The sequence below is a fragment of the Bradyrhizobium sp. STM 3561 genome (genome assembly GCF_045571455.1).
Lineage (GTDB): Bacteria > Pseudomonadota > Alphaproteobacteria > Rhizobiales > Xanthobacteraceae > Bradyrhizobium > Bradyrhizobium vignae.
Map to the genome: position 1 here is coordinate 5,462,426 of NZ_CP120695.1, position 16,018 is coordinate 5,478,443.

Sequence of the window (16,018 nt, forward strand, 5' to 3'; positions counted from 1 at the left end):
AGTCGATTGATTCTAGAGAATTGTAATGGACGTAGAAATCTATGAAACAAAGGAATTCCTGAAGGCTCTGCGGGCTATGAAACTCGTCGGCGGGCGCAAGAGCAAGGCCGCCGACCAAGTCTTGGCAATGCGCAGCAGCGTCGGGTTGTTCGACAATCCGTTTCAGAGCCTCCGCAAGACCAAGAACGGCGAGAGCCGGATTGCTGGATGTGTGAAGTATGACCTGCAGGAATTTTGCCGACTGGTCACGATTGCTGGAAACGGATGCATCTTTCTGCTCTACATCGGAGACCATGAGGAGGCCGACGCATGGCTCGACAGACATCGGGGCCTGACGATCGGTGCCGTGTCGGGCACTTCGCTCGGGAGAACGAAAATCTCCGATAGCGAAAGCGGTGTGACCATAAGCAACGAGCCGGACAATTGGTCCGGGGTGCTGATCGAGAGATTGCCTGAGGAGCTGCTTGAGCGCCTACTCGGCCACCGCCCCTACCGGGAGGTCCAGGCTATTCGCCAGGTTAGAGCCGGAAGCCGCGATACGAGCATACGAGACTGCCTCGTTCAGGTAGGCGACGAAGCTCTCCGGTCCGCTCTGTTCGATATCCTAGTTCTGTTAAATGGCGGTTTGATCGAGGAGGCTCAAAATCGCGCGCTCCACCACCTCGGAAGCTTCAAGCCCCTCGCCGAGCTTTCGCCTGAAGAGCTCTTGGAACTCGATATGGGCGATGGAACCCGGAAGGTCGAACTGGGCTCGAAGGAATACAGCGAATGGGTAGCTCGTTTCATAGAGACGAAACACCCCTTCGACTGGTTCCTGTTCATGCATCCCGAACAGGAGCGGCACGTTACTGCGGACTACAACGGTCCAGCAAAACTGTCCGGTGTAACAGGGTCGGGCAAGACCAGCATTGCTGTGAAGAGAGCGATACGCCTCGCAGGCGAATACGCGAACGAAAAGATCCTTGTATTAAGTTTAAACCGCGCTCTTTGTGAGTTCATCTCAGAAATTGTTGATCACGCGTGCGGCTCTGATCTCGCATTGAGAAGCAGAATAGAGGTCAAATCGCTGTTTTCAATCTGCCAAGAGCTGCTTCAAGAATTCGAACCGGCAAATGCCAAGCTCTACAGTGATGTGACCTGGGGCCTCGAAGAACACAAGGACGAAGTTTACCGCGAGTTTTACCGCTGCCTCAGTAACGTCAAGGACGCCGAGGTGCTGCGTCCAATGCACCGTCTGTTGACGTCGCAGTCCATCGACGCGGAAAAATATATCGCGGAAGAGTTCGATTGGATTCGTAGCGCGCTTGGACTCAACAAGCGGCCTGAATACAACTCGATTACACGCGCAGGGCGCGGGTATAAAATTCTAGAGCAGCATAGGACCTCCATTCTGGAGGGTTTGACAGGCTGGGAACGCAAGATGTCCGCAGTCGGCGTCATCGATTACATGGGTCTGGTCACTGCGGTGACGAGATATCTCGATAAGATCACATCCCGGTATCGGTGCATTCTGGTGGACGAAGCGCAGGATTTTGGAAGCGTCGAGCTGTCAATTCTCCGGAAGCTTGTGAGGCCGGACAGGAACGATCTATTTCTCTGCGGTGATGCCGCACAATCCATTCTTCCAAAACATCAATCATTCGACGCCGCCGGCATCGACGTGAAGGGCAGATCCTCGCGGATATTCCGCAATTACAGGAATAGCCGGGAAATATTGAAGTTTGCTCATCAGGTCTTGACGCTGAACTTGTCGGAATCTCATTTTGAGCAAGGTGAGCTTGAGATTTCGGATCCGGAATTGTCGTATCGATCATCCGCCGAACCGCTCGTACTCGAAGCGCCATCACTGGACATAGAAATAGCTGCCGCGCTCAAGCTGCTCGACGCAAACGACGAGATCGCAGCCCGGCGCGGCTCGAGCCACTCAGGCTGCGTCGCTATCGTCGGATATTCCGGATTCGAGGTTCAGCAGTACGGCAATGAAATCGGCATACCAGTCCTCGACGGAGCATCGAAATTTCTGCATGGAACGCGCTTCCTGTCGGATCTCGAGCAGACGAAGGGCTATGAGTTCGACACGATGATCATCGTGAATTGCAGGGAAAGCCAGCTTCCACCGCGCGGAGCTCCTGAGCAGGAGGTGTTCCGCAATGCGAGCGAGTTCTATGTCGCCATGACGCGCGCCAAGAGCCAGCTCATTTTGTCATTTTCGGGAAAGCTGTGCGGCTGGCTGGCAGCATTGAAGTCGCCGGTCTCGCAGTGGTCCGATGTTGTTGATATGGATGATTTGGCAAACCTCGGGGTGCCCGGCTTCCTTCAGGAATTTCCGGACACCGAAACCCTGAACTTGCGCGAACTGACCGGAACGGAGTTCATCTTCACTCCCTACGCCCGGGGTCTCGATGCCGAACTCCTCGAAAAGCTGGAGGAATTTGTTGACGGTCGGGGAATGATACAGGGACAAACACAACGGAGGCTCAAATGGAAGAACATCGGCGCACTGGTCGATGACTTCGAGTCGGGCGCGGGCACAGCGGTGTTTGGCCCCTTAGCTCGCGACGTGATGAAGATACGGTTAGCCGAGGCAATGCTGGGTCTGCGGCCGAGCCTTAGGCCGAGGCCTACGCGCAAAAGGCAGCCGCCCGCGGAGACGAAGCTGCGGGGTGACCCGTCTGGTGATGGGTCTTCCACACACGATGGATCCCGCGCCTCAGGACTAGAGAAGCTCGGTCTTACAACCCGCGAATTGGCGATTTTGCACTCCTTGAATATTCGATCCTTGCATGACTTGATCAATGCAAGCGAGAAGCCCCTCGCAAAGCACCTCAGCATGACGACGATCAATTCCTTAAAAGAGCGAGCGAACGCAGCCGAGAAGCGCGCGCTGCGAGACGACTTGGCCGATACTGAAATCGGCAATGCCGGCTTTTCCAAGCAGGTCATTTCGATACTGAAGCAGATGGGATTGAAAAGGCTCAGAGATCTTGGGCGCCTCTCACAGCGAGATCTTTGGACCCGCTCTGACTTAGGCAAAACCGACGTCCAGAGAATTCTAAGAGTCTGCCGAGACCATGGTGTCACCCTAAAGGACGGCTGATCCGAGGGGGCCGGCAAGCATGCCGGCATGCAGCGGGGAGCGAGCAGGCAAGTTGCGAGACCGAAGCAGCAGCCATTGAGCGCGATTCGGCTGCATTAGAATATTGGTCCCGCCATTCCACGACCCTAGTAGCCTTAGGCGTGAATTGGCCGGAGATAGAGATTCGATCCGGGTTCACGGTTTCCTGATTACCGCACCAGTTTCGCACCAGAAATAAGATGATCAAAGCGCAACGAACGCCATCGACATCAAACAAAAACCCGGCAAAATCAACGAAGGCAGGCTTTATCCTCCCGCTCATAACGGTCTGGTTGCAGGTTCGAGTCCTGCCGGGCCCACCAATGAAGTCCAATTGTCCGTCCTCAACGGTGAAATGAAGCTCCTTGAGGCGCTTCGCCTCAAGCATCCTAAGCATGTCCGAAAACTGCCCGCGCGTAACCTGCAGCGAGGGGTGTAGAGAAGTAAGGGTGCTCGCGGCCCGTAACAGGACGCCCATGACGCCGGGCCAGGTGAAGCGCGCCTCAGGCATCGTGAAAGGCAGCGGGCATTTTCACGTAAGTGAACTCAACGGACTGCCTCGGTGGGCGGGGCTGAACGACCTATCCAAGGTTAACCGTGCGGCCTCCAAGGATTTCACCGCGCCAGTCGCCCATATCGTTGCGTCGTGTCACACTCAGATTATCGCGCTCTCATTAAAAAGGCGCTCCATTCCTTCTGCTTGTCCTTTCCAGGCGCCAGGCGCGAGGGTGAAACAAGACACCGGAAAACGATTCTCCTGTTTCGGGCGTTGTTTCCATCACAATACGAAGCAATTTTCCTGACATGATCCTCAATTCCGGGAACGTCGTTGAAGGTCTTCCTCGTGAAGCACGCTCGCTCGAGGTTTGGTAGCTCGTCCATCAGTCCCGTAACATCCCGCCAGACCGAGACGCGTCCGCCGATGTAACTGTCTTTTCGATGATGGGCGCGATCAGTGTCTACCATCACCTCTGAAATGATATCGACGAAGTCGATACCCCTTTCCCGCGTGAACCTCAGCCGTTCCGGATTGCGATTTTTACCCTTTAGATGTCCCTCTACTCCAAAGGCTGCTGGCAACAGGCTCCACAGATCGTTTCTTCCCGTCCCGTAAAAGAAGTCAGCGGTATTCTTGGGTGTATCCGGATTGAACGTTCCAATGATAAGGCACCTCGTTGCAGGGTTTATTTCGTGATTCCGAAATTTATGTTTGATCGGCGTGGGCGTCATTCTTTGCTTCCCGCATTTATTTCCGTGACGTGCTTGGCATCGGCTGCGTCAGACAATGAATCCCACCACCACCGAGAGCAATGTGGTCAATGCTCAGCATCCGGATGTCTCGGCCTGGAAATGATCTCTGCAACACGGAGTGCGCCGCCTCGTCCCGTTCTGGGTCTCCGAACTTCCCAGTAATGGCTGCGCCGTTCGCCAGGTAAGCGTTCAGGTATGACGGAGCAAACGAGCGGCCACGAAACCGCCAGTGCCGCCTGCGAGGCGGAAGGATCGAGTTTACAGTCATCGCGCTACCTCGACTGTCGGATTCGCTCTGAAGCACGTCGATATCTCTTGACCGATTTCTGGGCGTGGGCATCTCTGGATCGGGCGCTTCGACCAGAATTGCTCCGGGCGACGTGAAGAGCAGGTATCCGTCGGCATGGCCACTGGTAAATGGTTCATCGGCGTCGCCCTCAAGCCATATGATCTTGCGCCCGCCGACGGCGGAGAACCCACGCTCTATTTCCTCCATTTGCTCGTGCGCACTGCGACCAATTCGTGGGTTTCGGTTTTCGTTCAGCAGGCAGCTCTTGGTCACGATAACGGTACCCTCGCCGTCGGTCACGAACGCTCCTCCTTCTGCGACAAACTGTGCACGTATGGTCGCCAGCCCCAGTCTTGCGGCCAAGGGGCCGGCGAGAGCATCTCCAGGGCGTGCGGAGCGCGTTGAGCCCCAGCAATTGAAATTCCAGTCAACAGCGACGACTGCATCACCCCGCACCGCAAACGTCGGCGCGATGTCGCGCATCCAGATGTCGTCCACGGGAGCCGATAGGATCTCCACGTTCGGTCCAAATGACTGGCGCTTGGCCTCCGGAATTTGGTCGGACGGTGTCAGCAGGTAAACCGTTTCATATTCGGCGATGGTGACAACAACCTCGTGGAGTTCGCGCCTGACAGCATCGGCGTACATCCCCCATTCCCGGTGTATGGCCCAAGCCATCAGACAACAGGCGTGAGGCTCCCATTCGGCGGGAAGTCTGATTTCGTTGTACGACATTACTGCAATATCCCGCTCTATCTGGCTCTCGCTGCAATGTCGGGAAACCGGCCGAGCTTTCGGCTGACCAACCTAAAACCGAAATCGCTTCTTAGAATCCGCGTGAGCTTCGTGCCTCCTCGTATGCCTTGTTTATTCTGACCGCCTCATCTTCTGCGGCCTTCTTTATGAGCTCGCTGAGATTTGCCACCTTGTCCGGATGGCACTTCTTTATGGCGTCGCGATAGGCGGCTGTGATCTCCTCTGAAGAAGCCTCAGGAGAAACTCGGAGAACATCATGCCATCGCTTCTGCTCGATTGCCCTTTCTGGAGACCTTGTATCAACTCTCGCCTTCTCGTAGTCGACTTTTCTGTTTGGCTCATCCGGCTCCGCTGATTTCCGGGAGCTCTTCTCCGGCGGCCTATTGCCGCCACGGATCGAGGCAAGGGCTTGATAAGCTCGCTCTCGGTCGTTCTCATCTTTGAATCTCAGATTCCATTCTCGACTTCCCGGAAAGCTAAGCTTGATACAAAACGCCCTATCTGGCCGCCCGGTGGTGCTCCGCGAGAATTGAAGTTCAGCATTCCGTCCAGAATTCCAGTGCCACGGGAACCAAATAGATCCGCCCGACCACCAATGAAAATCAGGTGCTATCACGAGAAAGAATTGGCCGTTGGTCGCCTTCCACCGTTGTTCGAGGATCAGAACCGAGAAGGGCCAGCGGACACCGCGATATCTCGTCTTTGACATAACGCGAATCCTGTCGGCGGTAACGCCATTTCGAATTCTTCGTGGGACACGGGCAGCGGCATCCAGGAAATTCTCTTCCCGACCATCGGAATTCCGAGCGACACGTAAGCTCTGTAACGCAAACCATCGAATGAGCAGCACTAAAGGAATGAATTCGATCAGCATGTACTTGCTGTCGGGGTAAGCTAAACCTACTGCAAAAAAAGAGAGTTGTGCGGGCACTCCGATTCGCATGAGCTGAACTCGGAGACCTCTCTCTCTTTCGAGCTGGCGCGTAATTTCGTCTTTTTGAGTGGGCTGCTTTGCGAATTTCTTCTTTAGCAATCTGAATATTCGGCTTTGATCCATGTATCCGCCGCCCCCTCAGCGGATGATGCTGCGCAAACGCGACTCTTCTTTACCGTTCTAAAGCACCCAGCAAAAACGCAGCCAAAGCTAACCAAAACATCGAAGAGTAAGCGAATGTCATGAAGGGGCTGCGAGCTAACCGTGTTTGTTGTTGCGTCTGGCTGTATGATTTCGATCCGACCGAGACGTACATGGTCCACTGGATAACCATGCCAGGAAACAGGTAGAGCTTTTTTAGGATGCTACCCGATACGCCAGCTATATTGTCGCTCGCCATTTTTCAAATTTATCCAACAATAACAATTATTTATCGAATTTTATCCTAGTGAACGAACCAGGACGCGTCAAGGGTCGGAGGTGCCGTCCGCTGCCTTGTTGAATCTTGATAGCGGGTCGTTCGACGTGATGCTCAGCCGTGGCGTGCGCATCATGGCTTATGACGCAGCGATGAAGACCATCATGGACGAAGTGGCGGCCGACCTTTCTTGGTTCGTTAGCCATCCGTGTGACCTTATTCAGAGACTTGAGAGCTGCACGACAAGAGAAGGGCTCAATTCGCGATTGTCGCCCTACGCGAGACGGGTCGTCACGTTCTCACGGAGGTACGACCTGAACTTGTTTTACTCGCCCGCCTTCACGCCTTCCCATTCAAGATTTGGCTGCCGCGTAGCGACTATCGGGAGAGTAAGCCAGCGCCTTGACACCATCAGCATGTCCGACAACCGTGCTCTGTCTCGTCCGCCACGGCAACCTATCGTGCAGGTGGTTTAGCCAGGAGACTCCAACGAGAGATAGGCCTTTGTCGCACACAGCGGCTTTGTCCGAGTTCAAATCCAGCCTTTCGGAGAGCCTATCTTCGTCGTACGATGCCTCCCTCGACAAGTCGGGTGAATACGAGACGCCGCGAATTCCTCCGGTGCGCAACGGCGGCCTGTCGTCTCCCGCGAGCTGAGAGGAGGGATTGACGCAAGTCGGCCAGATGCTCCTCGAACGCACGGTTCGTCTCGTTAGTCCGCAAAGCAGACTGCGGTGATCAATTCGATCTGAAGGCGTCTGCCATATCGGGCTAGCGATCTTTGATCTTCGACCAAGATTTCAAAATTCAGTCATGGTGAACGACCCAATTGCCTAGTCCCGGCGCCGACGATGTCCGATCGACGATCACCCGACATGGATTCATACCGCGGCGTCAGCTACGTCGGTGGTCTGGTCGTGATTGGACTGATCTATTTCGCCTCGGCAAAGGCTGGCCTCGCCCTCGCCTCTATTCATCCCAGCGCAACACCAATTTGGCCGCCGACAGGTGTCGCGCTGGCGGCAGTGTTGTTGCGGGGATATCGAACCTGGCCCGCAATTTTTGCCGCGGCGATGATCGCCAATGCGACGACGGCAGGCTCCCTTGCCACCGCAATTGCGATTGCAACCGGTAACTCTCTCGAGGCGATTGCCGGCGCGTATCTCATCAATCGGTGGTCGGGCGGGTGTGAAACGTTTTCGACACCAAATTCTGTCGCAAAGTTTACCCTGATCTGCGTCGTGATCGCGACACCGATCAGCGCCACCATTGGACTGACCAGCCTGGCACTCTTCGGATACATCGAGCCAAAGAATTTTGCGGACGCGTGGATCACCTGGTGGCTGGGCGACGTGACCGGCGCACTAGTCATTGCCCCCGTAACCGTGCTGTGGGCATCAAACCACCATCAAGCCTCCAACTGGCACGATTTTGTCGAGACGGCAGGGGTCCTCGCGACAGCAGCGGCTGTCGGCCTCATTGCTTTCAGCCCCCTGATCGAGCAGACGCCCGGCCGAGATCCACTCGGCTTTCTGGCCATCCTGCCCATGCTATGGGCGGCGCTTCGTCGCGGTCCACGCGATACCGCAACGGTCGCTCTCGTGCTTGCGGGCATCACGATTTGGGCAACGCACGCGGGCGGCGGCCCCTTCGCGATTTCGGATCCCAACGCGTCATTCCTGCTCGTGTTGATGTTCTTGATCAGTATTACCGTTCCAAGCCTGCTGCTGAGCGCGGATGTTAAGGTCCGCGAGAAAGCGGAAGGAAACCTGCGCCGCGCGCATGTCGAACTCGAGCAGAAGGTCGCCGAGCGTACGCAGGAACTGGAGCTCGCCAACGCAGCCAAATCGCGCTTTCTCGCCATGGCAAGCCATGATTTGCGGCAGCCCTTACATGCGTTGGGGTTGTTCGTCGCCCAGCTGCGGACGCCACTCAAACCGGAGGAAAGGACAAACACGATCGAACGGATCGACGCAACCCGCAAGGAAATGGATGAAATGTTCAATTCGCTCCTGGACATTTCCAGGCTGGATGCCGGGATGCTTACCCCCAAAATCACCGAATTCCCGATCGGGCGCTTGTTGCAGAAAATCGAGACTGCGTTTGACCAGGCCACGCAAAAAAAGGGGCTGCGGCTACGCGTCAGGCCAAGTGACGCCTGGGTGCGAAGCGACGCGATGCTGCTCGAACGCATCATGCTGAATCTTGTGTCAAATGCGGTGCGCTATACGTTGCAGGGCGGGATCCTCGTCGGATGTCGTCGGCGCGGTGAAATGTTGCGTATCGAAGTATGCGATACCGGTCCTGGCATTCCCGAGGATCAAAAGCAGAATATCTTTCGCGAGTTTTTTCAAGTTCCCACCTCAGAACAGAACCGGTCCGGCGGACTGGGCCTCGGTCTGGCCATCGTCGACAGGCTTCGTCTGCTTCTCGACCATCAAATCGACCTGGTTTCGACTGTGGGCCGAGGTTCGCGATTTGCGATCCTGGTTCCGAAAGTCGATCAATGCATCAGGTCCGCGGCGCCCGCCGTCTTACCCCACGCCGGCGCCTTGGCGGTCGACGGCAAGGCAATTCTTGTTATTGCCGATACTCCGATCGTGCAGGAGGGAACGGGCGGATTGCTTAGCAAATGGGGATACTCGGTACTTGCCGCCGGCTCCGACGAAGCTGCACTTGTCCGACTTGCCGAGCGCGAACAGCGTCCCGATCTCATAATCTCGGACTATCATCTCGCAAGCGGTAGGACCGGGATCCGGGCAATCGAACAAGTCAATGCGGCGTTTGGCTCGCCAATTCCCGCCATTCTCGTCAGCGGCGATACCGCAGCTGAACCTCTGCGGGACGCCAGGGACAGAGGGTACATTTTGCTGCACAAGCCCGTCGATCCGATGCGGCTCCGTGCTGTCATGCATGAGCTCCTTAGGGATCACGATGGTGGGAGAGGCACCGGGGCAGTTTCATGAATCAGATTTCGGCGGCACCTCCCAGCCCATTTTTCCGACCTTAATGACGGCCTCGGTGCGCGTCGCTACGCCGAGCGCCTTGAGAACGACCGTGATGTGATTCTTCACTGTCGGCACTGCCATATTGAGCGTCCTGGCAATGACCTTGTTGGTTTTCCCCTTCATCAGCAGCGCAAGTACGTCGATCTGACGATCGGTCAATCCAAGCCCCTTGAGCGAGCCGCGAGCCAATGGCTTATCTGCAAACCGCGGGTCCGCTGTTTCCTCCAGAATCTCCGAGGGAATGTAAACTCCGCCGGAAAACACCAACTCAATAGCGTTGAGCATCACCTCACGTTCCGTGGTTTTGGGGATGAAACCCAGCGCGCCAAGCTTGAAAGCGCGCCTGACCGTATCGTGATCATCGGAGGATGAGAGAATGATGATAGCAATGGTCGCATAGCGATGGCGCAGTTCGCAGAGGACAGAGAAGCCGTCGCGGTCAGGTAGATTGATGTCAAGCAAAATGAGGCTGATATCGGGATGCTCCTCGACGATGTGCATGGCCTCTCGGCTGCTCGAAGCTTCGAATATCACGGCTTCTCGCTTCAATTGCTTGAGGACAGCGTGCAACGCCTCGCGAATCAATGTGTGATCGTCAACAACAAGCACTTTCATAAAAATGCTCTCCGTCCTCTGACCGCCCGGAGATCAATGAAAAATCATACACCCACCTTCGAAACCGTCCATCTTCTATCTCTGGTCCAGCGGTTCGCCGTCAGGCACTCAGAGTAGGAGCCGAGCGCTGCTGTGTGGTATGATTGCAACGGCACACAGTCGTAAGGAGCGCGCGCTGCATGGAGCGCGGAACTCGCTTAGCCCCTCCGTCCACGCGAGCGACAAATTGCTCATCATGCGGTCTCAATACCGCGTTCGGGATAGTACCTTGGTCATAGGACCTAGGCACCTCTCTGTACCGACCTCCGGCCGATTTACAGTCTGTGCCACTTGAAAGATGATGTCGACAGTCGGTCCTCCCACCAGCGTTCTACCCAGCGCGGCCATGTGATCATTGTCGCAATTGCTGTCGTTGCCAGGTCGATGTGAAGCAACCTTGAACTGCGGCGCTGTCACGACCCGCAGGGCCGCGCTTTTTTTTCAAGTTCGATCCGTCTCGATCGTTCCTCTTTGAGCGTGCGCGCACGCTGGACGAGGCAAGCCAATGCATGATCGAACCGCCACCCTGAAGCCATCCGCGGACGTGGCGTCGGAGCTGAAAGCCAACGGCCGCGACGTGCGCATTGATGCCTGCCGCGGCATCGCGCTCTGGTGCATCTTTCTTGATCATGTCCCCAATAACATTGGAAGCTGGCTGACGCTGCGGAACTACGGCTTCAGCGATGCCGCGGAAGTGTTCATGTTCGTCTCAGGGGTCACCTGCGCACTGGCCTACGGTAAGGTATGGGGCCGCGAGGGATGGAGCAGCGTGATCCGCCGGACGCTGCGGCGAAGCTGGGACATCTATGTCGCGTTTCTGCTGCTCACGCTCGCCTGCGCGACCCTAGTCCACATCGCCGGCGTGGAACGCCTTGCCGACGAGAGCAATACGCGCATTCTGTTGGATCAGCCGGGCGCAACGCTCGCGCACGCGGCGATTCTGCAATACCGCCCAGTCAATACCGATGTGTTGCCGATCTTCGTGCTCCTCCACCTCTTGTTCGCGCCGTTGCTGTGGTTGCTGCTCCGACTGCCCAACGTGACGCTCGGCGCCTCGCTGGCGCTTTATACACTGGTGCATATGTTCGGCTGGTCCTTGCCGGCGTGGCCAAACGGCCACTGGGCTTTCAATCCACTGGCCTGGCAGCTGCTGGTGGTCCTTGGCGCGTGGGTGATAATCGCGGGCGGAAGAGTGCGCCCCTGGCTAACGTCACCTTTGGCGCTCGTGCCTGCCGTTCTCTATCTGGTCTTCAGCCTCGTCATCGTATTGAGCTGGAGAATCAAGCCGCTGGAAGCATTGATCCCGCAGGGGCTGACGAAGTTGGCCTACCAGATGGACAAATCGAATCTCGATCCGTTGCGTCTGTTGCATTTCTTGGCCCTAACGGTTGTGGCGGTATGGTTGGTGCCGCCCAATCGACGAGCATTGACGACTGCGGTAATGCGCGGCGCCATCCTCTGTGGCAGGCACTCTTTGCCAATCTTCTGCCTCGGTGTCCTGCTTACGCTCGCTAGCCTCCTGGCGCTGCTCGACATATCGGCGGGGCTTGCGATGCAGATCACGCTCAGCGCTGGTGGTGTCCTGACGATGATCATGGCGGCGACGCTACTGAACTTGATCAAGAGCAAACCCAGGCCGCAGCTGGCCATTGCACTGCCTGTGAGTGTGCGCGCCGAGGGGAACGCTTGGGGCACCGTTAGCTGGCGCACCCTGGAGGCGTTCCGCCGAGGACTGCGCGAGTTCGGCTGGGCCGGCGACCAGAAGCGCCTCGTCAGCGAGCGGCCATCCCACCAGGGGCCTCGCTTCGCAGACGAATTGGTACGATCAAGCAGGCTCAACGTGAGCGAGCACCCGGCCATGTCGAGCGAGGTGACGTAGCTGCCGATCAGCGAGCGGGCGATGCGCAAGCCGCGCTTCCACCGGGTCGCGTCGGAGCGTATTGCCAATGCCACCCAACGCCTGCGGCATCATCCATACCGCGCCCTTTCGAAAGCTGAAGGCGCTGCAGGCTGCCGCACGCCGTCTCACCCCTCCACCCGCCACAGCCTCCATCTTTCCGGCACGCCCTTCAGCCGGTGCAAGCCGTGATCCTTCAGGCTCGCCGCCGCCTGCGCCGTCATCAGCTCCTTCACCGCACTCGACACCAGCACCTCCCCTGCCCGCGCCTTCGCCGCGACGCGGGTGCCGATGTGGAAGGCGAGGCCGACCATTTCGCCGCCGCTGATGGTGTATTCGCCGGCGTGCAGGCCGACCCGGATCTCGAGGCCGAGCGTGCGCACGGCTTTCTGGATCGCGGTCGCGCAAGCAATGCCGGCGGCGGGTTTCCTGAACGTCGCCAGCACGCCGTCGCCGGTGGTCACGACCTCCTTGCCGCGGCACGTCTTCAACTCCTTGCGGACGGCAGCATAGTAATGGCCCATGACCTTGGTCCAGCGCGCATCGCCGAGCTTCGCCGCCTTCGCGGTGGAGCCGACGATGTCGACGATCAGGATGGTGGCGAGCGCCTGCTTGAGCTCGGCGCTGCGTGCGGCGGACGGGCGCCGGTTCGCGATCGGTCCGGTCAGCGGCTCATAGCGATGATTGCGGCGCCGCGCGATCGCGGCCTTCGTATAGTCCTGCGCGCGCTGCGCAGTGCCGCAACGAACCGTCTTCTCCTGCGGCAGACGCGACCAATAGACCTTGCGCCCATCGCCGGCGCCATGCACCTCCACGGCGCCCCACTTCAGGAAGACTGCCGAGCCAACACGCCTGACGCACCACGCCTTCGACGTGTACCCGGAGACGTTCGACTGATGGACCCCGATGCGTAGGAATTTCGGCATGAACGAGCGGCCAAGGACCGTTTGGGCGTAGCTTGGCGCAAAACCTAGACGCACAACCCGGCGCTGGCAACAGTGCTGCCAACCCGCATGCCGTCGCCGCATCCCAAGCTCGCAGCCTAAATTCCTCTGCCCCCCGCCCTGCCTGCCGATCGTACAGCGCCATGCAGCCGGACGTTCGGCCGGATGCTGCGCCATCCATGCGGCGAGCTGCGGCGCGCCCATCAGGCAGGACTGCATCGTCACGTCGGCGAAGTCCGAGGTCGTGACGATTTGTTCACGACAGTTCGTCGGTGACGAAAGGCTGCAGAGCAAGCGGCGGCAGCCCGGCACGGGGGCGGTCGAGACATAGGCGGAGCAGGCAGAGCGGTTCCGCCGACTGCAGCGCTGCGAGCTCCGATTGGCACTTCCTGCGGCAAGGTGCGTTGCGCTCTTTTCGAGGAGGCGCAGATGACCAAGACGCAGACGACCAGGACCAACGCGCAGGACTCAAGGACCGGGATCCAGCCAACGCTCAATCCTGGCGATGAAGCCCCGCCCGGAACCATGGGCACCGGCGAAGACGTCTGTCCCGACTGTCATGGCAAGGGTCGCATCGACGGTGCCCCCTGCGCCACCTGCGGCGGGAGTGGCACCATTACGCGGGCCATTGGCGGCGCTTGACGTTGCTCCCTTGAGCGAGGCTTCATCTTGACAGCAACGATGGCCGTCACCCGTGTTTGCGGAGCGCCCTCGGGGATAACGACACGAGGCAAAGCCGGAGCGGCCAGATGAACGCGCCGGGCGCCGGCACGACGGGAACGAACCGCAAATGGCCGCGGGCGGAAGGTCGCTTAGCCCTGATACGCAAACAGCTCGATCGGATCGCTGAAGCCGCGCACCTCGTGCCTGCCGACATGCTCGAGCTGAAACTCCTTCTCCACGAGCTCGGCGAAATCGCGTGACAGCAGCACGTTCCTGCCGAGCTTCTTGGTCAGCGCCTCGAGGCGGGAGGCCATGTTGACGGCCGGGCCGATCACGGTGAAATCGAGCCGGCTGGCCGATCCGATGTTGCCGTACATGACGTCACCGACATGGACGCCGATGCCGTAGTTCAGCGGCGCGCGGCCGGTTGCGCTGTTCCGTTCGTTCAGCGCGGCCATGGCCTGCCGGGCCTCGGCCACGGCATGGAGCAGATTGGCGCAGGCGTTGGGCGTATGAAGCGGAAAGATGGCGAGCAGTCCGTCGCCGATGAACTTGAGGATCTCGCCGCCGTGCCGCGCAATCGGCTCCGACATCGCGTCGAAATAGTCGTTGAGCAGGTCGATCACGTCGTCGCGCGGCCAGTTGTCGGAGATCTTGGTGAAATCCCTGAGGTCGCAGATCATGATCGCAGCGCGCACCGTCGTGCCGCTGCCGCGCCTCGTGGCGCCGGCCAGGATCAACTCGCCGGCATGAGAGCCGACATAGGTCTCCAGCAGCGTGCGCGCCAGGCGGTTCTTGACGCGGATCTCGCTGACCAGCGCCAGCACCGGCAACAGCTTCTTCAGGCCGGCGACATGCGCATCGTCGAACCCGCCGGGCCGATCGGTCGCGAAAGTGACGATGTGCCGCTTGCCGAGCGTATGGTAGAGCGGCCAGGCGACATAGTCGGTGAGGCCCTTGGCCCGCATCTCGTCATAGAGGGCGTGCTTGCGGCTGAGCGAAGAATCCTGCTCGAGCCGCTCGCGCACCTCGGCGGCGCCGTCATGGATCTCGTTGGCGGCGCTTCCGATATATTCGGACCGCTCGCGAACGTCATAGTCGACCAGCGCAATCTCCGCCTCGCGCATCCCGTCGGACCACATCATGCGGGCCCCCAGCCACTGCGGGTGATTGATCAGGATGTGAAGCGTCGCGCGCTTCACCGGAATGCCCGCCTGCTGGAGACGGATACACATCTGCGCGAAGATGTTGTCGATGAAGCGCTCGTCGCGCGTGCCGGTGGTCAGCCAGTCGACGACGCCGTCGGCCTGCGCAGGGACATGGTTGTCTGGTGCGTTCATATCCTGCCCCTCGGGCTGCGGTCTTTGGGGAAGCAGATATCGTGCTCCGGCCGGGCGGCGTCAACCTAGCCAGTTGCACGGATTGTGCGCAGCGACCGGCGCTAACCGAGGAGCCGGATCGACCCCAGCACCGCCAGACCCGAGACGAGCGCGAGCTGCGATGGCCCGAGCAGCTCGACTTTCAGCGTGCCGTTGTGGGGAATCGCAATATTCTCATTGTCGAGACTGATGCGGCATTCGCCCCGAGGTGCGTAGACCAGATGCGTGCCGGCGGCCAGCCGCCGGTCGCCGGGCTCCTTAAGCGCGATGAGATCGATCTCCGCCGCACCGCGCCGCGCCATGAGGTTCACGACCTCGACGGGCCCGGCCTCGAGCTCGGTCACGATCTCGAGCTCGCCGGTGAAGCGCACGGTCGTAAAAGGTTCACGTTCGTCGAATTCCTGCCCGAGGGCCTTCAGCACCAGCCCGCGCCCATCGACGACCATCTGCAAGCGATCGATGCCGGGCATATGGGAGAAGGGACCCGGCGCCACGATCGGCGTCGACGCAAAGCGCCAGTGCAGGCTGTCCCAGCTCTTCTCGCGTGCATCGGCCCGATGAGCGTCCGCGATGTCGGTGAAGATGCCGCCGCCGTTCTTCCAGGGCGAGCGGGTGTAGTTTTCGGGTCTGAGCAATGTGGTTTTCATATCGTGAGTCGTCCGGGAACGCCGGAGTTTGCACCCGAGTTTGTAGCCGGATGAAGCGCAGCG

Annotated in this window: 10 protein-coding genes and 3 pseudogenes; 4 read left to right on the forward strand and 9 right to left on the reverse strand. The window is 58.7% G+C overall.

Features of this window, described 5'->3' with window-relative positions; all coding sequences use genetic code 11:
* The first annotated feature begins 25 nt into the window (after positions 1-25).
* On the forward strand, positions 26-3,097 hold the full coding sequence (locus P6U28_RS25875; RefSeq protein WP_122401236.1) for a UvrD-helicase domain-containing protein: 3,072 nt from the start codon (positions 26-28) through the stop codon (positions 3,095-3,097).
* 678 nt (positions 3,098-3,775) lie between these two features.
* Here the strand turns inward: P6U28_RS25875 and P6U28_RS25880 are convergent.
* The 3 genes from P6U28_RS25880 to P6U28_RS25890 form a co-directional block, all read right to left on the reverse strand.
* Positions 3,776-4,345: a hypothetical protein gene (locus P6U28_RS25880; protein ID WP_129145799.1), complete on the reverse strand. Its 570-nt coding sequence runs from the start codon at positions 4,343-4,345 to the stop codon at positions 3,776-3,778.
* A gap of 16 nt (positions 4,346-4,361) precedes the next feature.
* Positions 4,362-5,390 (reverse strand): agmatine deiminase family protein, encoded by a 1,029-nt coding sequence (locus P6U28_RS25885; RefSeq protein ID WP_122401234.1) that lies wholly within the window; start codon positions 5,388-5,390, stop codon positions 4,362-4,364.
* A gap of 91 nt (positions 5,391-5,481) precedes the next feature.
* Positions 5,482-6,468, reverse strand: coding sequence for a DnaJ family molecular chaperone (locus P6U28_RS25890; RefSeq protein WP_122401233.1), 987 nt, complete (start codon positions 6,466-6,468; stop codon positions 5,482-5,484).
* 1,170 nt (positions 6,469-7,638) lie between these two features.
* Between P6U28_RS25890 and P6U28_RS25895 the strand changes: the two genes are divergently transcribed.
* A complete protein-coding gene (locus P6U28_RS25895) occupies positions 7,639-9,729 on the forward strand; it encodes an MASE1 domain-containing protein (protein WP_245509672.1) in 2,091 nt (696 codons plus the stop codon).
* Here the strand turns inward: P6U28_RS25895 and P6U28_RS25900 are convergent.
* Positions 9,724-10,386, reverse strand: a complete 663-nt coding sequence (locus P6U28_RS25900) for a response regulator transcription factor (protein ID WP_122401229.1) — start codon at positions 10,384-10,386, stop codon at positions 9,724-9,726. The two genes, P6U28_RS25895 and P6U28_RS25900, sit on opposite strands and share 6 nt — an antisense overlap.
* Before the next feature lie 544 nt (positions 10,387-10,930).
* Between P6U28_RS25900 and P6U28_RS25905 the strand changes: the two are divergent.
* Positions 10,931-12,037: pseudogene (locus P6U28_RS25905) on the forward strand (OpgC domain-containing protein); the annotation flags it as partial.
* A 206-nt stretch (positions 12,038-12,243) separates the two neighbouring features.
* Here the strand turns inward: P6U28_RS25905 and P6U28_RS25910 are convergent.
* The 3 genes and pseudogenes from P6U28_RS25910 to P6U28_RS25920 form a co-directional block, all read right to left on the reverse strand.
* A pseudogene (locus P6U28_RS25910) lies at positions 12,244-12,339 on the reverse strand (dihydroxyacetone kinase subunit DhaK); the annotation flags it as partial.
* Between the two features lie 111 nt (positions 12,340-12,450).
* Positions 12,451-13,248, reverse strand: a complete 798-nt coding sequence (locus P6U28_RS25915) for an adenylate/guanylate cyclase domain-containing protein (RefSeq protein ID WP_122406411.1) — start codon at positions 13,246-13,248, stop codon at positions 12,451-12,453.
* A gap of 132 nt (positions 13,249-13,380) precedes the next feature.
* Positions 13,381-13,578: pseudogene (locus P6U28_RS25920) on the reverse strand (hypothetical protein); the annotation flags it as partial.
* Between the two features lie 117 nt (positions 13,579-13,695).
* On the opposite strand from P6U28_RS25920, the gene P6U28_RS25925 reads away from it, so the two are divergent.
* Positions 13,696-13,908, forward strand: a complete 213-nt coding sequence (locus tag P6U28_RS25925) for a hypothetical protein (RefSeq protein ID WP_122406410.1) — start codon at positions 13,696-13,698, stop codon at positions 13,906-13,908.
* Positions 13,909-14,078: 170 nt separating this feature from the next.
* Here P6U28_RS25925 and P6U28_RS25930 read toward each other — a convergent pair whose 3' ends face one another.
* Positions 14,079-15,269, reverse strand: a complete 1,191-nt coding sequence (locus P6U28_RS25930) for an adenylate/guanylate cyclase domain-containing protein (RefSeq protein WP_122401227.1) — start codon at positions 15,267-15,269, stop codon at positions 14,079-14,081.
* A 101-nt stretch (positions 15,270-15,370) separates the two neighbouring features.
* A complete protein-coding gene (locus tag P6U28_RS25935; protein WP_122401226.1) occupies positions 15,371-15,955 on the reverse strand; it encodes a HutD family protein in 585 nt (194 codons plus the stop codon).
* Positions 15,956-16,018: the final 63 nt, after the last annotated feature.